Origin of the sequence: Pseudomonas sp. G34, assembly GCF_031119625.1 — a bacterium.
Taxonomy (GTDB): Bacteria; Pseudomonadota; Gammaproteobacteria; order Pseudomonadales; family Pseudomonadaceae; genus Aquipseudomonas.
In genome coordinates, this window is sequence record NZ_JAVHZV010000020.1 from 66,166 (window position 1) to 89,569 (window position 23,404).

The following is a 23,404-nucleotide window of genomic DNA, read 5'->3' on the forward strand; positions in this document are numbered from 1 at the left end:
GTAATCGTGTGGTCAGGCGAGATCGACGTAGACGCTCTTGGTCTCGGTGTAGGCGTCGATCACGTTCTTACTCATTTCCCGGCCCCAGCCGGATTGCTTGTAGCCACCGAAGGGCGAGGCCGGGTCGACCACGTTCCAACAGTTGATCCATACCGAACCGGCCTTGAGCTGCGCCGCCAGGCGATGCGCGGAACGCAGGTCGCGGGTCCACAGGCCGGCGGCCAGGCCGTACGGCGAGTCGTTGGCGCGCTGGGCGAGTTCGTCGACGTCGCTCCAGCTCATCACCGTGAGCACCGGGCCGAAGATTTCCTCACGGGCCACACAGCTCTGCTCGGCGCGGTCGAAGAACACCGTGGGTTCGATGAAGTGGCCCTGCTCCAGGTGCGCCGGGCGCTTGCCGCCGCAGACCAGCTCGGCGCCGTCCTGTACGCCGCGCTGCAGGTAACCGCTCACGGTGCTCAGCTGGCGCTCGGAAACCAGCGGCCCGAGGGTGCTGCGGCTGTCCAGCCCGGAGCCGATGACGTGGGCGGCGGCGTGCTTGCGCAGCTCCTCGAGCACCTGGTCGAGCACCGATTCATGCACGTACAGGCGCGAGGCGGCGGTGCACACCTGGCCCTGGTTGTAGAAGATGCCGTCGGCGGCGCCCTTGGCGGCGCGCACGATGTCGGCGTCCGCCAGGATGATGTTCGGCGACTTGCCGCCCAGCTCCAGGGACACCTTCTTCATGTTGCTGGTGGCAGCCTGGGCGATCAGCCGGCCGACGTTGGTGGAGCCGGTGAAGGCGATCTTGTCGACATCGGCGTGCTGGGACAGCGGCGCGCCGGTGCGGGCACCGAAGCCGGTGAGCAGGTTGACCACCCCGGCGGGGAAGCCGGCCTCCTCGATCAGCTGCACCAGGCGCACGGCTACCAGCGGCGTTTGCTCGGCAGGCTTGAGCACCGCGGTGCAGCCGGTGGCCAGGGCCGGGCCGAGCTTCCACACGCACATGTTCAGCGGGAAGTTCCACGGCACGATCAGCGCGCACACGCCCACCGGCTCGCGCAGGGTGTAGTTGAGCATCGGTGCGCCGCTGGCCGGCGATACCGGCAGCGTGCTGCCCTCGATCTTGGTCGGCCAGCCGGCGAAGTAGCGAACGATGTTGGCAGCGGCGGTGGCCTCGCCACGGGAGGCGGCGATGGTCTTGCCGTTCTCCAGGGTGATCAGTTGCGCCAGCTCCTCGCGGTGGGCATCGATCAGCTCGGCCAGGCGAAACAGCAGGTAGCCGCGGCGCGCCGGGGTTTCCCAGCGCCATGGGCCCTCGAAGGCGGCACGGGCGGCGGCGACCGCCGCATCGACATCGGCCTCCTCGCCCTCGGCGACTTCGCACAACAGGGTGGCGGTGGCCGGGTTTTCGACGGCGAAGCGCTTGCCGCTGGCCGCCTCCACCCACTGGCCGCCAATCAACAGGCGCTTGGGCGTGGCCAGGAATTCACGGACGGCAGGTAGCAGTTGAATCTCGCTCATGGTTCAGAGCTCCATTTCGATCAGGCAGGGCGCCGCGCTGGCGATGGCATTCGCCAGGGCCTGACGCAGTTCGAGGTTGGTTCGCACGCTGCTCGCCGGTACGCCGTAGCCCTTGGCCAGGGCCTTCCAGTCCACCCGCGGGCGATCCAGCTCGGTCAGCGCCAGGGCCTGCGGGCCGAAGTCGGTCACCCCGTAACGGCGCAGCTCGTTCTGCAGGATCGCGTAGCGGTGGTTGGCGGCGATCAGGATGATCACCGGCAGCTGTTCGCGGGCGATGCTCCACAGCGTCTGGATGGTGTACTGGGCGCTGCCGTCCGATTGCAGGCAGAACACCTGGTTGCCGCGCTCGGCCAGGGCCGCGCCGAAGCCGGCCGGAATGCCCTGGCCGATGGCGCCGCCGGTGTTGGTCAGCACGCGGTGGCGAGCGGCACCGGCCGAGGCGGTGAAGAACGGGTAACCGCAGGTGCCGCCCTCGATGGAGACGATGCAGTCGTCGGTCAGCGCCGCCGACAGCACCTTGCCGATGGACTGTGGCGACAGCGCGTCGCCTGCCGGCGGCATCTCGATGCCTTGCGGCGCAGGCACATGAGCCGGCGCCTGCAGGGCTTCGGCCACGGCGCTGATGGCGCCGACCACGTCGTCACCGACCTCGGCCAGCGACAGCAGGCGATCACGTTCGGCCAGGCGCGAGGCGATGCCTTCGTAGCCGAAGTAGCTGATCGGCTCCGGCACACCGGCGCACACCACTAGGTCGTACTGGTCGAGAATCTCGATGGCCACTTCCGGGAAGTACGGCAGGCGGTCGAGATCCGGCAGGCCGCCACCGCGATGGCTGACCCGCGGGAAGGTTTCGGCGAACAGGCGCACGCCCGGCAGCTGAGCCAGGCGGCCGGCAGCCTCCAGCCCCTGGGCCGACAGCCCGCTGTCACCGACGATGAACACCAGGCGCTTGCCGGCCTTGAGGGCGGCCACCACCTGCTCGACCTTGTCGCCGGCCAGGCGGCGAACCGGCGCCTGCAGTGGTGCGAAACGCGCGGCACCAGCCGACACCTGATTGGCCTGCAGGTCCATCGGCAGGATCAGGCTGGCGATCTGCCCGCGTGGCTGCCAGGCAGCCTGCACGGCGCTCTGGAAATCCTCACCGACCCGCTCGGCGCTGCGCGAGGTGCGTACCCAGCCGGATACCGCGCCGGCCAGGGCCTCGATGTCGCTGGCCAGGGGGGGATCGTAGTTGACGTGCCAGGAAGCGTGATCGCCGATCACGTTGACGATCGGCGTGTTGGCGCGACGGGCGTTGTGCAGGTTGGCGATACCGTTGGCGAAGCCCGGGCCGAGGTGGGTCAGGGTCATGGCCGGTTTGCCGGCGATGCGCCCGTAACCGTCGGCGGCGCCGGTGCACACGCCTTCGAACAGCGACAGCACGGGTTTGAGCGTCAGCGCGGGATGCTTCGCGATGGCGGCCACCAGGGGAATCTCGGTGGTTCCCGGGTTGGCAAAGCAGTATTCGACGCCGCTGGCGGCAGCGGCCTCGATCAGTAGTTCGGCACCATTCATTTCGTCTAGCCTCGCAGGCATCTTTTGTTTTGAGATTTATTCCATCAAACAAAAAACCCAACAAGTTATTTTTATCGTTTTACTCAAAATACGAGACAAATGAGATTTTTAAGGGTAATTTGACAATCAATTTTCAGCCTGCAAGATTGCCTACCCCTCGCCTGCTCGACAGGGCAGCCTTATCGGTCGGTATCCGGGGGCACTGTGGTGGTCAGGTTGGCAAACGGTGGCGGCACAAGGCCGCTGCGCAAGGAGTGACATGAGCAGTTTGAGCAAGACCCTGGGTGTGCTGGACCTGTTCGGCCCCGAGCAGCTGCAGGTGGATCCGGAGACCATTGCCGCGCGCATGGGGCTCTCGCGGGCCACCGTGTATCGCTACGTGAAGGATCTCTGCGATGCGGGCCTGCTGACCCGCGTCGGCGCCGGCAGCTACGGCCTGGGGCCGCGGATCATCGAGCTGGACTGGATGATGCGCCAGTACGACCCGATCCTCAGCGCCGGCCGCGAGCTGATGCACGAGCTGGCCGACAAGACCGGCCTGGCGGTGTTCGCCAGCGTGTTCTACGACGGCCACATCATCAACACCTACATCACCGAGTCCCATGACGCCTCGCACTTCGCCTTCGGTCGCGGCCACCCGCTGCCGCTGTTTCGCGGTGCGCAATCCAAGGTGCTGGTCGCCTCGCAAAAGGGCAAACGCCTGCAGAAACTCCATGAAGAGATCGCCCGCGACCCCGGCAACCCGTACAGCACCTGCAGCTGGTCGGAGTTCGCGCGGATGGCCAAGAAGATCCGCAAGGACGGCTACAGCATCACCCACGACGAGCTCAACACCGGGCACACCGGTATTGCCGCGCCCATCGTCAGCGTCGATGAGAAGGAAGTGGTCGGTAGTATTTCGGCGGTGGGCACCACGGCCAATTTCCGCCTGCTACGCCAGGAGACGGTACTCGACATGCTGATCGAGACCACCAGGCAAATCGCCCAGAACATGCACGCGCAGCGTTCGATACCGGCTGCTTGAAAAAGCGCCGCTACGGCAATGGCGGGGAAGGAAAAACGACTGCCCACAGGCGGGCAGTCGTGCGACCAAGTGCGTGGAGCAGGTCGCCAAGAGGGTCAGGTGAACGCCACTTGGGTGGCGCGTAGTTCACGACCTTCATGCTGGGCTTTATCTATTTGGCTGCAACGTGGCGGGAGCGGCCATTTGCAGCGGTGGGCTAAAGCCCACCCTACAGATCGTGCCAGCCTCGTAGGGTGGACGACGCCTCACCTACGCGGCCCGACCCGTCCACCGCTCTGCGATTGCAATGGTGGATGAAAAGAGCGTCATCCACCCTACGCCTGCAACGTGGCGATAGCGGCCTTTCGTAGGGTGGACGACGCTTCATCCGTCCACCGCTCTGCGAGCGCAATGGTGGACAAAAAGAGCGTTGTCCACCCTACGCTGGGAACGTCCGCTTCTGCCTTATCGCTGCCCGTAGCCATGCCTGGAAGGATCGTGAACAGGCTATTAAAACGGCACGATGACCATCAGCTGGCTGTAGACGTTGGTGCCATTGCCGCCAGCCTGGCTGCCGATACCCCCGTTGTCCGAGGTCTTCTTGGGCTGATAGAGGCCCACCAGCGGCGCGATGATCAGGTTGTCGCTGACCGCCCATTCGGCATACAGGTCGAGTTCGCGCGCGTCGCGGTTGATGGTGTCGCGGTCGTGCAGCGTGCTGAAGTCGAAGTACAGCGCGCCCAGGGTCAGCCCTTCCATCGGCGTGGCTTTCAACCCCACATGGTGAATACCGGTATTGGTGTTGAACGGCCCCGCATAGTTGCCCGCCACCTCGCCCTGGAACCAGGTGCCGTAACCGGTGCTCAGCCCCGTGAACAGCGAATCCCAGCCCCCAGAGAAACGCGTGTAGCGGTAGGTCAGGCTCGGCGCCCAGGGCGCGTCGGCGAAGGTGTAGCCGGCCTCGGCGTACCAGGCTTTCTCCACCCCGGTATCGACATCCTGCCAGGCATATTCGAAGGCGAAGTTGGCGTTCTCGATACCGGCACTGCCTTCGCCGCGAATGCTGTACAGGTCCATGTTGTCGCGCTGCGCCTGGATCGGGCTGGCCCAGCGCTGGTTGACGTCCAGGCCGTGGATCCAGGTCAGGCCCAGGGTGCCGGCCTCGGTGGTGTAGTCCAGGGTCCCGGCGGCCAGTTCGGTTTCCGCTTGCGCGCGGTTATCCGACTTCAGCCACAGCACCGAGCCATGCACGCCCTCCTCGCCGCCCAGGCGCAATACCGCGGTGCGGTCGAAGGCATGGCGAGCGGCGATGTAGTAGGCGCCGCCGCGGTTCAGCGCACCATCGGCCGGCCCCTTGCCCAGGTTGGTGCCATCGTCGTTGATCAGGAAACCGCGCCCCAGCTTGACCACCTGGCGGCCTGCGGAAAAGTCCACGCCGTCCTTGCCGAGCACTGGGAACAAATCACCGGAGCGCCAACCCAGGTAGGCGTCCTCGATCTTGGTGGTACGTTCGCTGCCGTCGCTAAGGCCTGCCGGGTCACCATCACCCCAGGTTGCCGAGCTCACCAGGCTGAACGCGCCATAGGCGGTGCCGGCACCAGCCAGCCCCTGGTCACCGCTCAGCCCATATTTGATGAACCCCTCGCGCCAGGTCGAGCCGCCCCTGGTTCCGTCGTAGTTCTTGCGGCTGTTCAGCATGCCGAACACCGCCAGTACGTCGGCGTTGAGATGGCTGTCATCGTCGCTGTACAGCTCGACGGCGCCGGCCGGCGAGGCCAGACCGATAGCCAGGCTCAGGGCTACACCGCTGCCGGTGAGGCGAATAGCGCGTTTGCGATGCTCCATTGTGATGCTCCTTTCACGTCGACTTTATTATGTTGGCAAGCACTTCTGGCGCCCTGGCGGACAACGCCCAGGGCCCTACCCCTAAACGGGTTTGCGCACGTACAGCAGTTGCTGGCCGGTGAACTCGAGCAGCCCCTCCAGGCCGAACTCGACGCCGAACCCGGACATCTTGCTGCCACCGAACGGCGTGTTCGGCTGGATTTGCGCGTGGCAGTTGACCCAGGCCACACCGCTCTCCAGGCGCCTGGCAACCGCCAGCGCCTGCTCGGTATCAGGCCCCCAGACCGAACCGCCCAGACCCATGTCGCTGTCGTTGGCAGCGCGCAGCACCTCCTCGACATCGCGGTAGGCGATCAGCGGCAGCACCGGGCCGAACTGCTCCTCGTCCACCAGGCGGTCACCGTTGTTCACGCCGCTGACGAGGGTCGGCGGGTAGAAGAACCCCGGGCGCGCCAGGCGCTCGCCGCCGCACAGCACCTGGGCACCTTTAGCGCGGGCGTCGTCGACCAGCTCGCTGACCAGCTGCAGTTGCTCGCTGTTCTGTACCGGGCCGAAGGTCACGCCCTCCTCCAGGCCGTCACCGACCACCTGGCGCCCGGCGATGGCCACCAGCGCGTCGGCGAACGCCTGCTGCTGCGACTCGTGCACGTACAGGCGCTTGAGCGCTGCGCAGGTCTGGCCCATGTTGAGGAAGGCGGCCTGGAAGATCGCCTCGGCGGTTTCTTCGACCGCGGTGCCGGGCAGCACGATGGCCGCGTCGTTGCCACCCAGCTCCAGGGTCAGGCGCTTGAGGTTGCCGGCCGCCGCCTGCATGACCCGCTGCCCGGTAGCCGTGGAGCCGGTGAAGACGATCTTGTCGATGCCCGGGTGGCTGGAAATCGCGCTGCCGAAACCGCGCTCGCCGGTGATGATGTTGATCACCCCATTGGGCACGTGCCGGGCGATGATCTCGACCAGGGCGATGGTGCTCAGCGGGGTCAGGCTGGATGGCTTGCTGATCACGCAGTTACCCGCCCGCAGCGCCGGCATGATGTGCCAGATGGCGATCATGAACGGCCAGTTCCACGGCGTGATCGAGGCCACCACGCCCAGCGGCTTGCGGTGCAGTTCGACGCGCTGGGTGGCGTTGTCCTCGATCAGCTCGACCGGGATTTCCTGGGCGGCGGCGTAGCGGGTCCAGGCGACGCCGCCCATGACCTCGGAAAACGCCAGCGCCAGCGGCTTGCCCTGCTCGCTGACGATCAGCCGTGCCAGGCGCTCGGCATCCTGTTCGATGGCATCGGCGATGCGCTGCAGGCAGGCGCTGCGCTCGGCGTGGCTGCTCAGTTGCCAACCGGCAAAGGCCCTGCGGGCCGCTGCCACGGCCAGGTCAAGCTGGGCCAGGGAGCCGGCCGTGCACTGGGCGACGGCGGTCTCGGTGGCCGGGTTGAGCACCTCGAAGTGGCCACCCTCGCCCGCTACGCGGGCACCGTCGATAAGCATGCGATAGTCGTTCATGGAAAAGGTCCCGGGCGCTACCGCCAGCAACGCTGCGCGGTAGGCTTGGTATAGATGAAAGGAGAGCGCCGTGCTTACAGCCGTGCTTACAGTTTGTGGCTGCCCAGCTTGGCGAAGCACTCCGGCGATTTGCGGCGCAGGCGCATGGCCAGCAGCACACCACCGATCAGGGCGGCTGGAATCACCGCACACAGCGCGTAGGAGATCGCCTTGCTGGAGCCGGTGAGCACATCGAAGTGGATCACCGCGATCACCAGCACGATGCTCAGGGCCATGCAGGAGAACGCCGGCAGGATCAGGCGGCGCAACACGCCCAGTTGCAGTTGCGGATTGCGCTTGAAGTACATCAGCACCGCCGCCGAGGTCAGCGCCATCAGCAGCAGCAGGCACAGCGTGGCCAGGCTGGAGAACCAGGCGAACAGTTGCAGGATCGGGTCGGCGTCCATCACCGCGAAGATCAGCACCACCACCGCGGCGATCAGGCTCTGCAGGGCCGAGCCCATGTGCGGGCTCTGGTGAATGCGGTGGGTCAGGCCCAGCGACTTGGGCAGCATGCCGTCACGGCCGATGGCGTAGAAGTAGCGCGCCGCCGAGTTGTGGAAGGCCAGCAGCCCTGCGTAGATGCTCACCACGAACAGCACGCGGATCACCTGGGTCAGTTGCGGGCCGACGTAATGGTCGGACAGACCGTAGATGAAGGTGGTCGGGTCGGTCAGCGCCTGCAGGGTCGGCACGATCTTGTCGGTGCCCACGCCAATGACCATCGACCAGATCGAGATGGCGTAGAAGCAGCCGATCAGCAGCACCGACACATAGGTGGCGATGGGAATCGCGCGCTGCGGGTTCTTCGCCTCTTCACCGTAGATGGTGGTCGCCTCGAAGCCGATGAACGCCGCGAAGCAGAACAGCAGGCCGATCGACGGGTTGCCGCTGAACGCGTACTCGGGCGTGAAGGAATCGAAATTCACCCCGCTGTCGCCACCGCTGCGCAGGATGGCGATGTCCAGCACCAGGATCGCCAGGTATTCGGCAACCACGATCAGCGACAGCACCCGCGCCGACAGGTCGATATTGCGGTAGCCAAGAATCGCCACGCTGGCCATGGCCAGCAGCGAATACGCCCACCATGGCAGGTCGATGGCGAACACGCTGGACATGGTGCCGGCCACCACGCCGCCGAACATGCCGTACAGGCCGACCTGCAGGATGTTGTAGGCGAACATCGCCAGCACCCCGGCCGCGCCACCCGCCAGCCCACCCAGGCCCCGCGAGGAGAAGGCGTAGAAACCGCCGGCGTTGGTCACATGCCGCGCCATGGTGGTGTAACCCACCGCGAACGACAGCAGCACCAACAGGGCCAGCACCAGTAGCGCAGGGGTGCCGGCGCCGCTGCCGAGCATGATGCCGATCGGGAAACCGCCGGCCAGCACACTCAGTGGGCTGGCTGCCGAGACCACGAAGAAGATGATGAAACCGACACTCAGGGCGCCACGCCGCAGCTCGTTCGAGCCTGCGGGCGGACTCATGGATACGCTCATTCTCTTGACCTTATTTTATGAGGCAGTTTTTCAGGGGTCGGAGGAAGACGACACGCCCGCCTGGCCGACCGAAACGCTGTTGTTATTCGCTGACGAAATCGATCCTAGGCCGTTCCCCTGCGGTGTGTTAGCCCAAATTGGCAGTCAAAAATACGCCCCGTTGCCAAGATGGTTCACGGCCGTGCAGCGCCATGGCGAGACGCTGCCGATTTGGGATACCGCCGGCGCGACGCGCGCTTCTACCATCGCCCCACAGGGGACACACGCGCCCCGGCCAAAACCCAATAAGAACAATAGGCATGGGAGGGCTCGATCATGATCCGGGGCAGCATTGCGGCCATCGTCACGCCCACCAACGCCGCCGGCGAGGTGGACGAACGGCGCCTGGCCAGATTGATCGACCTGCACCTGCACGCAGGCAGTGACGCGCTGCTGCTCCCCGGCCCCCCGGGTGACAGCGCCACTCTCGACATCGATGCCCACAGCCGCCTGATCCGCCGCGTGGTGGCGCTGGTGCAGGGCGAGATCCCGGTCATCGCCAGCATCGGCAGCAACAGCACCCGTGAAGCCATCGCATTCAGCCTGGCGGCCAAGCAGGCCGGGGCCGATGCCCTGATGCTGAGCACGCCCTGCTTCCCGCGCCCCTCCCAACAGGGCCTGTACGGCCACTTCGAGAGCATCGCCCGGGCCGTCGACATGCCGCAGATGCTCCATGACCGCACTGGCGGCGAGCTGAGCGTGGCGACCGTTGCACGCCTGTCGCCTGTCGCCAACATCATCGGCATCAACGACGCCAGCGGCGACCTGCAGCGGGCCAGGCAACTGCTCGCACGCTGCGCCCCCGGGTTCGCGCTGTATGCCGGCGACGACCGCACTGCGCTGGAAGTCATGCTGCTGGGCGGCGCGGGCCGCATTTCACTCATTGCCAACCTCGCCCCGCGCCTGGTCGCCGACCTGTGCGCGGCGCTACGCCGCGGCGATGCACGCACCGCGCTACAGCTCGACAGCCGTCTGCGCGCTGTGAGCGGCGCCGGCCAGGCAAACCAGTCCGCTGGCGGCCCTGGGCAACCGATTCACCAGCCATGCTCGCCGAACCCGCTGGCCCGCGCCGATGCCGGCGATCTCCTGGGAGTGATGCCATGAAAGCCCTGCTCTGCCTACTCGCCCTGCTCACCTGCAGCAGCGCTCACGCCCAACCCGTGCTGCGCTTTCTCAGCTGGCAGGACTACTTCGACCCCGCGGTGATCGAGGACTTCCAACAGAGCACCGGCATTCGCGTCGAGTACCAGGGCTTCACCACCGCCGAGGAGCTGATGCAGGCCATGCGCTCAGGCACGGCCTATGACGTGATCGTGCCGTCGCACTTCATGCTCAAGGAGCTGGCGGACAGCGGCGCGCTGGCGCCCCTGGACACCCGCCGCCTGTCCCACTACGCCCAGCTCGACCCCTGGCTGCTGTCGATGCTCGCCGGCCAGCCAGCCGCCAAGGGGCACGCAGTGCCCTATCTGTGGGGCTCGGTGGGCATGGTGGTGAACACCACGCTGGCCCAGGCCGCCTATGGCGGGCCATTGCCGTCGAGTTGGGGCCTGCTGTTCGAGCCCCAGCAGGTGTCGCGCCTGTTCGACTGCGGGGTCGGCTTGATCGACGCGCCCCAGGAAGTGTCCTCGCTGCTGCTCAACTACAAGGGCCGCAATCCGACGGTCAGCAGCCCGCGGCAGATCGCCAAGGCCCTGCAAGCGCTGGAACCGCTGGTGCCGAAATTCGCCGAACTGAACAACTGGGCGTACGTCGATGCGCTGGCGCAGGGCAAGTTGTGCCTGGCCATGAGCTGGAGCGGCCATGCGTTGCGGGCCATCGAAAACAACCCGGCGCTGAGCTATGTGATCCCCGATGAGGGCGCGGCCATGTACATCGACACCCTGGCCATCCCCGCCAATGCGCCCAACCCGGAGCTGGCCTACCGCCTCATCGACTTCCTGATCACCCCGCAAAACGCCATTCGCAACGCCCGCGCCACGCATTTCTATGCACCGCTGCCAAGCGACTCGCCGGCCATGCAGCGCTTCGCTGCCGAGCACCCGATGCAGGTCATGAATGCCAGGCAACGGCGCGTCAGCTATCTGCTGGAATCCTTGAGCGATGACCAGGAGGCTGCGCTCACGAGCACCTGGCAAAAACTCAAGGCCAACCGTCGATAAAAAAGCAGGGTGGTCACCGGCAACTCGACTAGTGTCCCTATGACAGCTAGCGAAGCGCCAGGCATCTTCACCGCACCTGCTCATGAAAGGAATCGCCAGGCCGATACCCAGGAAGCCAACCATCCGTGCGCGTTCGACACAACAAGAACAACCGTACCCCTCCCGAGAGATAGCGCCATGTTCAATTCGATGTCCATCCGGCTGAAAATCGTTCTGCTATCCGGTCTGTGCCTGCTGGGTGTAACGGCCCTGATCGTCGGCATGAACCTCTACCAGAGCGCCGAGAACAACCAGCTGACCAGTGCATCGAGCAAGCAGATGCTCACCGCCAGTGTCGAGCGCCTGCTCGAGGCCCAGGCGGCCGAACAGGCGGTGAGGCTGCAACGCACCTTCAACGAAAACCTGCTGGTGACCAGGAGCCTGGCCGACCAGGTGAATGACCTGCGCGCCCTGGCCAACCGCGTCGGCATGCCGGCCAGCGAGCTGCGCGCGGCGCTCAATCAGAGCGTCAAGAGCGTCTTCGAGCGCAACACCAAGGTGCTGGGCGTCTGGATGGTGTTCGAACCCAACGCGCTGGATGGCCGTGATGCCGAATTCGTCGACGACCTCGCCCACGGCTCCAACGAAACCGGCCGTTTCTCCAGTGGCTGGACGCGCAGCACAGCGCAACGGGTGAACATCGTGATCACCGAAGGCGACCTCGGCAAAACCGAGCTGAGCATCAGCGGCACGCCCTACAACAGCTGGTACACCTGCCCCCGTGAGCGCAAGAGCGCCTGCCTGCTGGAGCCCTATGCCGACACCCTGGAAGGCAAACGCCTGCTGATGACCTCGCTGTCGATTCCACTGATGGACGGCGACAAGGTGATCGCCACCGTGGGCGTCGACCTCGAGCTCGCCGGCCTACAGGCCGCTGCCAGCGAAGCCCAGCGCGGCCTGTTCGACAACGCCGGGCGGGTACTGATCGTCTCCCCCAGTGGCACCCTCGCCGCCTTCAGCACCGACGACAAGCAGATCGGCAAGAACATCGGCGAAGCCCAGGGTGAAGAAGGCAGGAAGGTTCTCGCCGCCCTGGGCAACCAGGCGCCCAGCGTGTTCAGCCAGGACGATTACATCCACGCGGTCTACCCGGTCAGCCCCATCGACAATGCCAAGCCCTGGGGCGTGTCCATCGGCCTGCCGGAAAAGATTCTCCTGGCCGACGCGGTGAAACTGCAGGACCTGCTCGACCAGGCGCAGACCAGCGGCACCTTCAAGGCCCTGGCCGTGGCCTTGGTGGCCTGCCTGGTGGGCCTGCTGCTGATCTGGCTGACCGCCTCCGGCGTCACCCGGCCGATCAACGAAGTGGCCCGTATGCTCGAAGACATCGCCAGCGGCGAAGGCGATCTGACCCAGCGCCTGCGCTACAACAAGCGCGACGAACTGGGCGAGCTGGCGAGCTGGTTCAACCGCTTCCTCGACAAGCTGCAACCGACCATCGCGCAGATCAAGCAGAGCATCACCGAGGCGCGCGGTACCGCCGACCAGTCCTCGCACATCGCCAGCCAGACCAGCGACGGCATGCAGATCCAGTTTCGCGAAGTCGACCAGGTGGCCACCGCGTCCAATGAAATGAGCGCCACCGCCCAGGAAGTCGCCAGCAGCGCCTCCAAGGCGGCCGAAGCTGCCCGCGGCGCTGACGAATCAGCCCAGCAGAGCCGCACCATCATCGAGCGCAGCAGCAAGGACATTCGTATCCTGGCCGATGAAATCAGCAAAGCGGTGACCGAGGTCGAAGCCCTGGCGGTCAACAGCGAACAGATCGGCTCGGTGCTCGAAGTGATCCGCAGCATCGCCGAGCAGACCAACCTGCTGGCCTTGAACGCCGCCATCGAAGCGGCCCGGGCCGGCGACAGCGGCCGCGGCTTTGCGGTGGTGGCCGACGAGGTACGCAACCTGGCCCGCCGCACCCAGGACTCGGTCGAGGAAATCCGCCAGGTGATCGAGCGCATCCAGGGCGCCACCCGCGGCGTGGTCACCACCATGCACACCAGCCAGCAGCACGCGCAGACCAACGTCACGCAGATCCAGCACGCTGCCCAGACCCTGGGCCAGATCAGCGATGCGGTGTCGGTGATCAGCGACATGAACCTGCAGATCGCCAGCGCCGCGGAACAACAGAGCGCCGTGGCCGAAGAGGTCAACCGCAACGTCGCCGCCATCCGTACGGTGACCGAAACCCTGACCGAACAGGCCACCGAATCGGCCAAGGTCAGCAGCCAGCTCAACAACCTGGCCAACCAGCAGATGAAGCTGATGGATCAGTTCAAGGTGTAGCGCCGCTCAGGAGGGCGATCACCGCCCTCTCCTTCCTGTGCCTGATTAGTGCTGCAAGCGCGCCGCCAGTGTCGACAGGTCACCGGACAGCCCCTGCATGGCGCGACCCGCCGATTCGCTGCGCTGCAGGTCGGTCTCGTTGCGCTGGGCGATGGACACGATCTCGGCGAGGTTGCGGGCGATGTCCTCGGCCACCGAGGTCTGCTCCTCCGCCGCCGTGGCGATCTGCCGGTTCATGTCGCGGATGGCTTCCACCGCCAGGGTGATGCTGTGCAGGCGCTCGCCGGCCACGCCAACCTGGGCACGGCCGGCGGCACTCTGCTGCGCTCCGGTGGCGATCGCCGCGCTGGCCTCCTTGGAGGCGCCCTGCACGTTGGCGATCAACTGATGAATCTCGCTGATCGAACTGGCGGTGCGCGACGACAGGTTGCGCACCTCATCGGCCACCACCGCGAAGCCACGGCCCGCCTCACCGGCGCGTGCGGCCTCGATGGCAGCATTGAGGGCCAGCAGGTTGGTCTGGTCGGCGATGCCGCGGATCACTTCCAATACCCCGCCGATACGCTCGCTGTCGGTGTCGAGCCGGCCGATCACTTCGGCGGTACGGGTGATTTCCCCATGCAGGCGCTCGATGGTGGCGATGGTACTGGCCATGGTCGCCTCGCCTTGCTGGGCGGCCTGGTCGGCGTCGTCGGCGGCCCGCGCCGCGCTGGCCGAATGGCGCGCCACTTCCTCGGCCGTGGCGCTCATCTGGTGCATGGCCGTGGCCACCTGGTCGGTGCGGGAAAACTGCTCGCGAATGCCCTGGCCGATATGCCCGGCCACGCTGCTCAGTTCCTGCGTGGCGGCGTCCAGCTCACCGGTACCACGACGCAGTTGCTGTGACAGCGCCTGCATGAACTCGCGCAGGCGGTTGGCCGCCTGGGCCAGTTGCCCGACCTCATCTTCACGGCCTTCGCTCAGGCGCTCACCGAACTGCCCGCGGCTGAGCAGTTCGAGCTGCCCGGTAGCCTGCAACAGCGGCGTGGTAATGCGGCGATTGACCAGCCAGGCGCTGAACAGCGCCAGCAGCACGCCGAGCGCAAGCATCGCCAGGCTGCCGAACAACACGCTGCGCTCGGCGTTCTCACTCAACTGCCTGGCGCTCGCCTGGCTACGTGCGTGCAACTCGTCGACCAGCAGCGACAGCTGTTCGCTGGTGGCCCGGTCGATGCCCTTGACCGCCGCATCCCCAGCCTGGGCGGAAAACCCTGCGGCGGCAAAGGCCTGGTAACCGCGGCGATAGGCCTGGCCCATCTCGGCGTGGGCGGCGCGCAACTCGCTCAGCCGTTGGCGCAGCTCGGCGCTGTCCGCTGTGTCTATCAACTGGCCGATCCGCGTCTGCACCCGTTGCTCTTCATCCTGGAACTGCCGCCAGTAACGGTTGCGCTGTGCTTCGTCGGCGCCGCGCAAGAGCACGTTCTTCCATTCCTGAACCTGGATCTTGAAGGCCAGGTTGGCGCCGTCCACCTGGCGTGCTTCTTCCAGCGGGCCACTGAGCAACGCCCCATAGCCATCCAATTGGCGCGACAACAATGCAAAACCAGCCAGCGCAATCAGCAACATCAACACCAGGCCACCGCCAATCAGCAACACCAATTGGGCACGCAGCGAACGACCAAAGCTCATGGAAATCTCGAACGGAAGGGAGGTACGACGAGTTTATGAAGACCGCATGACAGATATATTGCAGCGAGATAACCAGCCGTCCAGATAGCCACTTTTTACGAATTCGCGTGGCCGTATTCCGGCCTGCGCGGGCTAGGGTTTTCTGCTGCGCTGCCTGGCCTCCTTCTCGGCCTCCTCCATTGCCGCCGCCATCAGCCCGGAACACACCAGCACCCCGGCGCCTTTGGACAGGCATTCGTAGCGTTGTTGGTCCTCACCGGAACTGGTGGTGCAGTCCTGCAGGCTGATCCGCTGCTCTACACCGTCCAGGTTCTGTTGCGCCTGCGCGTATTCGGCGGCGGTAATGCGCCCGGCGCTTTGGCGCTCCTCGGCGATCTCGCGCAGGTTCTTGAGGTCGATGACCGTCCAGCGCATGGCGCTCTGGCACATTTCGCGCTTCGACGTTTTGCCTGGCGCCCGCTCGGCCGCTGCCGCCCGGGCGGGTTCGGCAGGTGCTGCCGCTGGCGCTTCAGCGGCGTAACCGGGCTTGATGGTCACCGCCTCGACCTGCTGGGCAGGCGGTGGCTGGCTGCCGAAATGCTTTTGCCCCTTCTCGTCGACCCAGCTGTACACCTGGCTCAACGCGTGAGTGGAAAGGCTGCACAGCACAAGCAGCGCGAGCGTCGGGCGAATGGGCATGACCGATAAATCCCTGTACTGAGCGCGGGCTGCGCTGCGGGCAATCTAGAACCAGGTGGCGGCTTTGCCAAGGGCCGGCCGCGCTGCCCGTCTGATATCTGCGAACGGCGCCACGATGGCGGTGCATGAAGTTGCCGCAACCAAACGGCCAAGACTGCATACAATGCGCATCCGCTTTCAGCTCCGCACAAGGACCCTGCCGCCATGGCCTCTCCCGACAAGCAGAAAAAACGCGCCCAGCGGGCCAAGACCAAGGCCAGGCAGAACCGCATGGGCAAGCCCAAGGCCACTGTCGTGCACCCGCTGCTGGCCAACCCGCTGATTGACGAGCCCTTCGATGACGTGGAGATCGACCTCGCTACCTTCGACTTCAAGGACATCGAGGCAAACGGCTTCGACCCGGCGCACTTCGATGACCTGTTCCAGGCCATGCACCAGGCCGAAGCCATCGGCCTGCTCGCCCTGTGCCTGGTGTTCCTGCAATACCCGGTGCTGGAACTGGTGGTCGCCGAGGAAGACCCGGAAGCGGCGACCGACTTCATGATGGGCCTGCTGATCGTCTACCGCGGCCTGTTCCACCACGACGACGAAGACGCCGCCGTGCAGTGGATCGGCAGCGAAACCTTCCAGGCCGCCTACAACGAGGCCGCGGAGATTCTGCAGAAGAAGAATGCCCGTGGCGGTGCGCGCACCTGACCGCTACCTGGTCACTGCTCGCCGTAAAGCCCGCCCTCGGCCTCGCCCATGAAGATCTCCACCGTCTTCGGGCCGATGCCCTCGAAGGCCAGCAGGCGCTGCGCGAACTGGTGCCGAGTGGGGCTCTGCTGGCGGATGGCGGTAACGGTGCCGCTGTACTCGGCCAGTAACTTGCGGCTGAGCTTGTGCAGGCGCGCGGCAGTGGAAATGTCGTAACGCACGTAGCGCGCCTGGCCGAGCAGCCGCACCAGTTGTTGCTGGCTGCAGTGGGCAAGCTTGGCAGGTGTGTCCAGCCCGTGCTGCTCGACGAGGATCCGGTAGGCCCGTTCGGCCACGGCCTGCTGGATCGGCTTGCCGAACACGAAGCTCGCCAGCAGCCACTTGAACAGCGTCCGCTCATCGGCCTTGGCGAGCCCGGCCTCGAGCCCCAGTTGCTGTGCGCTGATGCGTTGCTTGGTCACCGGTGCCGCTCCCTTCATGACGCGCGTGATCTACGCCCTCTCTGCAAGGCAGACCACGGCCAGCCGGCAGCGATCACTTCATCTGTATCAGGCAGAGCCCGACGACCCGCGGCGAGCAGTGCGCCGCGATCAGTCAGGCGAGTCAGATCTTGAAGCGCGACACCACGGTGCGCAGCTCCCCGGCCAGGCGCGACAGCTCGTCGGCCGTCTGGGCGTTTTCCTCGATGCCCTCGATCAGAACCACGCTGCCATTGCGAATCTCGATGACGTTGCGGTTGATGTCTTCGGAGACGGCGTGCTGCTGCACCGCCGCGCTGGCGATCTGGGTGTTCATGCCGACGATCTGCTCGACCTCATCATTGATCGCAACAAGGCTCCTGGCCGCCTGATCGGCCGATTGCACGCAGGCCTGGGCCTTGTCCTGGCCGGTTTTCATCTGTTCAACGGTAGCGGCCATGGCCTGCTGCAGTTCCTGAATGATGCGGCGGATTTCCTCGGTCGAGCCCTGGGTGCGCGAAGCCAGGGTGCGCACCTCATCGGCCACCACGGCGAAACCGCGCCCCTGCTCGCCGGCACGCGCCGCTTCGATGGCGGCGTTCAACGCCAGCAGGTTGGTCTGGTCGGCGATATTACGGATGACTTCGATGACCCCACCGATCTCCTGGCTGTGCACCGCCAATGCGGATACCTTCTGCGCGCTCAGCTCAACCTCGCCGGCCAGCGCCTCGATGGTCATGCGCGTGGTATTCATCACCGCCAAGCCATTGGCCGACGCCTGGCTGGCCTGCCCGGCCGCCCGCGCGGCGCCCTCGGTGTTCTGCGCCACGTCGGCGACGCTGGCGGTCATCTCGTTGATGGCCGTGGCCACCTGCTCGGTTTCGCCCTGCTGGGTATTCATCGACTGCTTGGCCCGGGCAATGGAGGCGCCCAGGCGCACCGAGGCCTCGGACACCGCGTGGGAACTGTGCTCCACCTGCGTCAACGAGGTGCGGAAGGCCTGCACCATGTGGTTGAAGCCCTTGCCCACATCGGCCATTTCATCCTTGCCACGGACCTGCACCTGGGCGGTGAGGTCGCCCTGGGCAATCTGCCGCGAGGCTTCCAGCACCTCGTCGATGGCGTTGCGCATCGAGCGGTAGATGCCCATGAACACATAGGCCAGCAGCAGGCCCATGAAGGCGAACATGCCGAGGATCAAAGCCCGTTCGGACAGTCGTTCGTGCGTCCGCTGCCCCAGGGCGTTGGTCAACTCTTCCTGCAACACGTCCTGAGCCTTGTACAGATCGGCCACCACCGCGTTGCCGTTGGCCGCCAGCCCCTGCACCCCATTGATGGTGCTGCCGGTGTCGGCGAGCACTCGGCCAAGGTCGGCGCGAAAGCTGTCCAGCGCCTGCAGTGCGCTGTTGATCGGCGCCTGCAACCGATCTGCCAGCGCCGGCGCGTTGCGACGCAGCAGCGCCAGGCTTTGCAGCAGCTCCTGGCGGATCTGCAGTTCCTGCTTGAGCAATACCCGCAGCGCCGAGCGCGTGCCGGCGCCAAGCGGCTGACCCTCGCGCAGCCCGCTGGCCAGGCCGCGCAACTGGCCGACGACGTTTATCTGCCGCGGCAGGCGCAGGGTGCTCTGGTCGATCATGAACAGCGAGTTGTAGTCCTCATCCAGCACCATGCCCGATGTGGCGCTGACCAGATAAACGAAATTCAGCGTCTTGGCGAGCTGGTCGTTCCAGGCATCGAAGATCTGCCCCTGATCGGCATTGCCCCTGCCCTGCTCGATCAGCTGCAAAGCGTCGGTACGCAGGCGCGCCACCCGGTCAGCGGTTTCCAGCGTGGTGCCCAGCTCGCGGTCGGTGGCCTCCAGCTTGCTGAACGCCTCCTGCAATTTCGCCTGGTTGGCGGCGAGATCGCCCTGGGCCGTGGCATCGCCACTGAGCAGGCGGTTGGTCAGGGCGCGCTGCAGCATCGACAGGCGCAGTACGGGCGTGACGTCCAGCAGGTAACGCTGGCCAAGCTGCTCGCTGCGGATAGTGTCGATGCTGGCGTTGATCTGGTTGATGACGCGCAGGCCCAGCAGGCTCAGCGGAATCAGCACGATCACGGCGAGGATCGCGAATTTGACGGGAAAGCGAAGCCGACTGGTCAGGTGCATGGCAGGAGCAAGGATATTCATGGTTTCTCACAGACCTCTCAGGGTCGGCTTGGTGTTTTAGTGTGCAGGGCCCATCTCGCGGCACGAGAAAGGCCAGCTGTGCCTGCCTGGATGCGCCCGTTCGACAGCGGCCCACCACAAATAGCAATACGCCATTACTGGCGATGTGCCTATGACTGCGCCACCTACACAAGGTTGCAACGATATGTTTCAGCCAGGCTGTAGCCCTACCGCGCCGTATAAACCTGTGCGCTTTGTACAAGGTTCGTATCGCCCCAGAGCGGCGCGGGTAGCGCATGGGCTGTATCTGGCTTGTATCAGTCCTGCGCAGCGAGCCGCGAGCGATTACGCCGCCCATCGCAAATGGCAATGAGCCACTATCAACCCGATCGATACCCAACATGCGCCATGGCCTCTCGAAGAGCGGGCGTAATCGGGCTAGCCTCGCGTTCACATGCACTGCCCCATCACGCCGATAGCGAGGATTCCATGACCCAATCAACCTATGTTCCGCCAAAGGTATGGCAGCACCTTGAAGCTTCCGGTGGCCAGTTCTCCAAGATCAACCGCCCCACCGCCGGCGCGACCCACGACAAGCAACTGCCGGTCGGCAAGCACCCGCTGCAGCTCTACTCCATGGCAACGCCCAATGGCGTGAAAGTGACCATCCTGCTCGAGGAGTTGCTGGCGCTGGGGCACAGCGGCGCCGAGTACGACGCCTGGCTGATCCGCATTGGCGAGGGCGACCAGTTCTCCAGCGGCTTCGTGGGCGTCAACCCGAACTCGAAGATCCCGGCCCTGCTCGACCGCAGCGGCGACACGCCGATCCGCGTGTTCGAGTCTGGCTCGATCCTGCTGTACCTGGCAGAGAAGTTCGGCGAGTTCCTGCCCAAGGACCCGGCCGGCCGTACCGAAACCCTCAACTGGCTGTTCTGGCAAATGGGCTCGGCGCCCTACCTGGGCGGCGGCTTCGGGCATTTCTACGCCTACGCCCCGGAGAAGTTCGAATACGCCATCAACCGCTTCACCATGGAAGCCAAGCGCCAGCTCGACGTGCTCGACCAGCGCCTGGCCGAGAACCGCTACCTGGCGGGCGACACCTACACCATCGCCGATATCGCCGTGTGGCCCTGGTACGGCGAGCTGGTGCGCAACAACGTCTACGGCGCCGCAGAGTTTCTCGCCGCCCACGAGTACACCCACGTGCAACGCTGGGCCAACGAGATCGCCGAGCGCGAAGCGGTAAAACGCGGCCGCCGCGTGAACCGCACCTGGGGCGAGGAAGCGGAGCAGGTGCCGGAGCGGCACCAGGCGGCGGATCTGGACTGAGCCTGAGTCGGTGCCTGTAGCCTGAGACTCTTGGCAACCCGACAAGCCCCACTGCCTTCAGCAGCGGGGCTTGTTTGCAATTGAGCGTAGCGGCAGGACGTCATGGGCTCACCTGCTTCCATCTACGGCTTATCCACGCCCCACCAGCTGTTCAAGGCCAGCCTGATAGCGTCTTTGCACTGCGTCGTCTGGGCACTGGGAAGCAGGTCGAACATGTGAGTCACCCCTGGGTAGACGTGCAGTTCCAGCGCAACGCCTGCCTGGGAGAGGCGCTGTGCGTAGTCGAGATTTTCGTCGAGAAACAAATCCAGCGCGCCAACCGCCATGAAAGTTGGAGGCAGTCCACGCAAATCCGCCGCCAAGGACGGCGAGAAATAACCCCGCGAGGCGTCATCCACCGGTTGCTGGCCTTGCAGGCAACGCCAGCAAAAGCGGTTTTCATCGGCCGTCCAGCCGAACATGCCAGTCGTCGAGTTGGCCCAGGGGGAGGCCGGCGTTCCCGTGCGGCAATCCAGCATCGGGTAGACCAACAGCAGCCCGCACAATGCCGGTAAACGACGGTCCCGGGCGAGCAGGGCCAGCGCGGCGGCAAGACCACCACCAGCACTGTGGCCCATGAGCGTGATACGCCTCGGATCGACACCGAGTAACTCGGCGTTATCGATAATCCACTGGAGGCCCGTGAAGCAGTCCTCCAGCGGCGCCGGAAACGGATACTCCGGCGCCAGACGATAGGCGACGGCCACCACCAGCGCATCCATTGCCCGGGCCAATTCGGCTAGTTGATCATCGGCCATTTCCGGTTTGCCGAGCACGAAGCCGCCACCGTGCAGGTAGTAGAGCACCGGCCTGGCTCCAGCTTGGCTCTCGCCGGGTGGCACGTATAAACATGACCGCAGCGCAGCACCTCCTTGCGGCCGGGCAAGCCAACGCTCCTCAAAACGCAACGGCGTGGCTGCGCAAATGCCTGCATCAACCCGCGCACGAATAGCCGGCAGGGTTTCCAGGCTCCATACTTGCGGAGCTTGCTCAAGTAACGAGTGATAGGCGGGGTCAAGCAGAAGCTTGCCGCGCTGGGTGTTGCTGGGTATGGCCATCAAATGCTCCTGTCCGGCAGGTAACGCTAGCGGCTTCACCGCAAATGCAAAGCAAGCGCCAGTGAAATGGAAAACAGCGCGGCCAGATGGCCCAGTATCACGATAGACGCCACCTTTTCCGGTTCCTGGCCATAGCGCTCGGCGAACATGAAGTTGAGCACCGCCGGCGGCAGCGCGCCGAAGATCAGCAGGATGGCGGTCTCGCGCTCGGACAGGCCAAACGCCAGGCAGAACAGGTAGGCGATCAGCATGCCGGTCAGCGGTGTAGCCACGGCACCGACCGTGCCGATGCGCCACTGCGCGAAGGGCGCGGTGTTCAGGCGTACGCCAAGGGAAAACAGCATCAGGCCCGTGGAGACGTCGGCGATTATCTTGATCGCGGCCAGAAAAGGCGGCCACATCGCGATACCCGACATACTCACCAGCACGCCGGCAACGCCGGCGATGATCACCGGTTCGCGGAGCAGCCCCCATACCCTGGCGTTGCGCCCCAGCCACCAGGTGGCGATGGCGAAATGCAGAACGTTTTCCACCAGAAACAGCACCACCGCCGCCGGCAGCACCTGCTCGCCGAACGCGAATAGCAACAGCGGCAGCCCCATGTTGCCGGCGTTCTTGAACATCATCGGTGGCAGCAGCGTTTTCGGTGCATGACCCAGCCGGCGGGCGATGGGCCAGCCGAGCAACCCGGAACCCAGCACGATGACCAGGCCACCGAGCGCGATCATCTGCACCTCGGCCAGATCCACGCGCTTGCCCGCCAGCGCCGAAAAGATCAACGCGGGCACGAAGATGCCCATGTTGACCTGGTTGGTGGCGAGCATGTCCGGGCGATGCTGGCGACCATACAGGTAGCCAACCGCAATGACCGTGAACACGGGGAAAACGATGCTCACGATCTGCACGAGCATGGGGCAACCTTAGCCACTGGCGAGTAGGTGGTGCTGGGCGACTCAGCCTGGCGTGGGCGTACCGTTGAGGGCGTAGTAGCTGCGGATCACCTGGCTGTCGTCAGCCCGCCCCTCACCACGCCCGGAGGTGGCCAGGAACAGCTGGTGTGCCACCGCGGCAATCGGCAGCGCGGCCTGCGCATCGCGCCCGGCTTCGAGGACGATACCCAGGTCCTTGACGAAGATGTCCACCGCGCTACTGACCTCGGGCTCGGCCTGCAGCATGCGCGGGCCGCGGTCCTTGAGCATCCAGCTCGATGCTGCCGAGCCGCCCATGATCTCCAGCAGCACAGGCAGCTCGACCCCGACCTTGGCCGCGAGGGCGAAGGCTTCGGCAACCACGGCAATATGCACACCACACAATAGTTGGTTGACGGCCTTGACCGTGGCGCCCTGCCCGGCTCGCTCGCCAACATGGAAGATGCGCTGGCCGAGGCCCTGGAACATCGGCTGCGCCGCGTCGAAGGTGGAGCGCTCACAGGCCGCCATGATGGTCAGCGAACCGGCGATGGCGCCGGCGCTGCCACCGGAGACCGGGGCATCGACGAAACGCCGCCCCGCGCCCGTCACCCGCTCGGCAATGCGCTCGACCGCGGCCGGTGGACAGGTCGCCATCAGGCAGACGATGCCATTCTCGGCCAGTGCGCCCAATGCGCCGTTGTCGAAGAGTACCTGTTCGGCCTGGGCGGCATTGACCACCATCAGGATCAGCACATCGGCGCCTTCGCAGGCGGCCGCCGCGTTCGCAGCCGGCTCGCCACCGGCCTTCGCCAGTTCGGCCAGGGCAAGCGGATTGAGATCGATACCGCGCACCAGGTGGCCGGCGGCGAGCAGGTTCTTGGCCATGGGCAGGCCCATCGAGCCAAGCCCGGCAAATGCAATCGTAGTCATGAGAATTCCTTGCATGACGCGCCCCGTTGAAAGA

Annotated in this window: 17 protein-coding genes and 4 pseudogenes; 7 read left to right on the top strand and 14 right to left on the bottom strand. The window is 65.4% G+C overall.

Annotation, left to right across the window (positions count from 1 at the left end; genetic code table 11):
* Window positions 1-12 precede the first annotated feature (12 nt).
* Window positions 13-1,503 carry an aldehyde dehydrogenase family protein gene (locus tag QYS36_RS13895; protein ID WP_308840037.1) on the bottom strand — a complete coding sequence of 497 codons (1,491 nt, stop codon included), beginning with the start codon at window positions 1,501-1,503 and terminating at the stop codon, window positions 13-15.
* Window positions 1,504-1,506: 3 nt separating this feature from the next.
* The gene (locus QYS36_RS13900) at window positions 1,507-3,057 is read right to left on the bottom strand and encodes an acetolactate synthase large subunit (protein ID WP_308840038.1); all 1,551 of its coding nucleotides are present in this window, start codon (window positions 3,055-3,057) and stop codon (window positions 1,507-1,509) included.
* Window positions 3,058-3,316: 259 nt separating this feature from the next.
* On the opposite strand from QYS36_RS13900, the gene QYS36_RS13905 reads away from it, so the two are divergent.
* A complete protein-coding gene (locus QYS36_RS13905) occupies window positions 3,317-4,081 on the top strand; it encodes an IclR family transcriptional regulator (RefSeq protein WP_308840039.1) in 765 nt (254 codons plus the stop codon).
* A 489-nt stretch (window positions 4,082-4,570) separates the two neighbouring features.
* Here the strand turns inward: QYS36_RS13905 and QYS36_RS13910 are convergent, their stop codons facing one another.
* The 3 genes from QYS36_RS13910 to QYS36_RS13920 all read right to left on the bottom strand — a co-directional run bounded on the left by QYS36_RS13910 (window position 4,571) and on the right by QYS36_RS13920 (window position 8,940).
* On the bottom strand, window positions 4,571-5,905 hold the full coding sequence (locus QYS36_RS13910; RefSeq protein ID WP_308840040.1) for a hypothetical protein: 1,335 nt from the start codon (window positions 5,903-5,905) through the stop codon (window positions 4,571-4,573).
* A gap of 81 nt (window positions 5,906-5,986) precedes the next feature.
* Complete coding sequence (locus QYS36_RS13915; RefSeq protein WP_308840041.1) at window positions 5,987-7,402, bottom strand: aldehyde dehydrogenase family protein; 1,416 nt, start codon at window positions 7,400-7,402, stop codon at window positions 5,987-5,989.
* 86 nt (window positions 7,403-7,488) lie between these two features.
* Window positions 7,489-8,940, bottom strand: a complete 1,452-nt coding sequence (locus tag QYS36_RS13920) for an APC family permease (protein WP_308840042.1) — start codon at window positions 8,938-8,940, stop codon at window positions 7,489-7,491.
* Between the two features lie 315 nt (window positions 8,941-9,255).
* On the opposite strand from QYS36_RS13920, the gene dapA reads away from it, so the two are divergent.
* The 4 genes and pseudogenes from dapA to QYS36_RS24005 form a co-directional block, all read left to right on the top strand.
* Window positions 9,256-10,083 (top strand): 4-hydroxy-tetrahydrodipicolinate synthase, encoded by an 828-nt coding sequence (gene dapA / locus QYS36_RS13925; RefSeq protein ID WP_308840043.1) that lies wholly within the window; start codon window positions 9,256-9,258, stop codon window positions 10,081-10,083.
* Entirely contained in the window at window positions 10,080-11,138 is a 1,059-nt protein-coding gene (locus tag QYS36_RS13930; RefSeq protein ID WP_308840044.1) for an extracellular solute-binding protein, read from the top strand. The genes dapA and QYS36_RS13930 overlap by 4 nt, the downstream gene beginning before the upstream one ends.
* Window positions 11,139-11,690: 552 nt before the next feature.
* Window positions 11,691-12,596, top strand: a pseudogene (locus QYS36_RS24000) (HAMP domain-containing protein); the annotation flags it as partial.
* Window positions 12,597-12,932: 336 nt separating this feature from the next.
* A pseudogene (locus QYS36_RS24005) lies at window positions 12,933-13,454 on the top strand (methyl-accepting chemotaxis protein); the annotation flags it as partial.
* A gap of 45 nt (window positions 13,455-13,499) precedes the next feature.
* On the opposite strand, the gene QYS36_RS24010 reads toward QYS36_RS24005, so the two are convergent.
* The 3 genes and pseudogenes from QYS36_RS24010 to QYS36_RS13945 all read right to left on the bottom strand — a co-directional run bounded on the left by QYS36_RS24010 (window position 13,500) and on the right by QYS36_RS13945 (window position 15,800).
* Complete coding sequence (locus QYS36_RS24010) at window positions 13,500-14,351, bottom strand: methyl-accepting chemotaxis protein (protein ID WP_374990459.1); 852 nt, start codon at window positions 14,349-14,351, stop codon at window positions 13,500-13,502.
* 66 nt (window positions 14,352-14,417) lie between these two features.
* A pseudogene (locus QYS36_RS24015) lies at window positions 14,418-15,122 on the bottom strand (methyl-accepting chemotaxis protein); the annotation flags it as partial.
* 132 nt (window positions 15,123-15,254) lie between these two features.
* A complete protein-coding gene (locus tag QYS36_RS13945; RefSeq protein WP_308840047.1) occupies window positions 15,255-15,800 on the bottom strand; it encodes a DUF4124 domain-containing protein in 546 nt (181 codons plus the stop codon).
* Between the two features lie 204 nt (window positions 15,801-16,004).
* Between QYS36_RS13945 and QYS36_RS13950 the strand changes: the two genes are divergently transcribed.
* A complete protein-coding gene (locus QYS36_RS13950; RefSeq protein ID WP_308840048.1) occupies window positions 16,005-16,496 on the top strand; it encodes a hypothetical protein in 492 nt (163 codons plus the stop codon).
* Window positions 16,497-16,507: 11 nt separating this feature from the next.
* On the opposite strand, the gene QYS36_RS13955 is transcribed toward QYS36_RS13950, so the two are convergent.
* From QYS36_RS13955 to QYS36_RS24025, 3 genes and pseudogenes are all read right to left on the bottom strand, one after another.
* Complete coding sequence (locus QYS36_RS13955) at window positions 16,508-16,957, bottom strand: DNA methylase (RefSeq protein WP_308840049.1); 450 nt, start codon at window positions 16,955-16,957, stop codon at window positions 16,508-16,510.
* 142 nt (window positions 16,958-17,099) lie between these two features.
* On the bottom strand, window positions 17,100-17,963 hold the full coding sequence (locus QYS36_RS24020; RefSeq protein WP_374990460.1) for a methyl-accepting chemotaxis protein: 864 nt from the start codon (window positions 17,961-17,963) through the stop codon (window positions 17,100-17,102).
* Window positions 17,958-19,124, bottom strand: a pseudogene (locus QYS36_RS24025) (HAMP domain-containing protein); the annotation flags it as partial. The pseudogene QYS36_RS24025 and the gene QYS36_RS24020, both read right to left, overlap by 6 nt.
* A gap of 468 nt (window positions 19,125-19,592) precedes the next feature.
* On the opposite strand from QYS36_RS24025, the gene yghU reads away from it, so the two are divergent.
* Window positions 19,593-20,432: a glutathione-dependent disulfide-bond oxidoreductase gene (gene yghU / locus QYS36_RS13965; RefSeq protein ID WP_308840051.1), complete on the top strand. Its 840-nt coding sequence runs from the start codon at window positions 19,593-19,595 to the stop codon at window positions 20,430-20,432.
* Between the two features lie 122 nt (window positions 20,433-20,554).
* On the opposite strand, the gene QYS36_RS13970 is transcribed toward yghU, so the two are convergent.
* From QYS36_RS13970 to QYS36_RS13980, 3 genes are read right to left on the bottom strand one after another with little or no spacing between them, the layout of a single operon-like run.
* Window positions 20,555-21,529 (bottom strand): alpha/beta hydrolase, encoded by a 975-nt coding sequence (locus tag QYS36_RS13970; protein WP_308840052.1) that lies wholly within the window; start codon window positions 21,527-21,529, stop codon window positions 20,555-20,557.
* 35 nt (window positions 21,530-21,564) lie between these two features.
* Complete coding sequence (locus QYS36_RS13975; protein ID WP_308840053.1) at window positions 21,565-22,440, bottom strand: AEC family transporter; 876 nt, start codon at window positions 22,438-22,440, stop codon at window positions 21,565-21,567.
* Window positions 22,441-22,482: 42 nt separating this feature from the next.
* Window positions 22,483-23,370, bottom strand: coding sequence for an NAD(P)-dependent oxidoreductase (locus QYS36_RS13980; RefSeq protein ID WP_308840054.1), 888 nt, complete (start codon window positions 23,368-23,370; stop codon window positions 22,483-22,485).
* Between the last annotated feature and the right edge of the window lie 34 nt (window positions 23,371-23,404).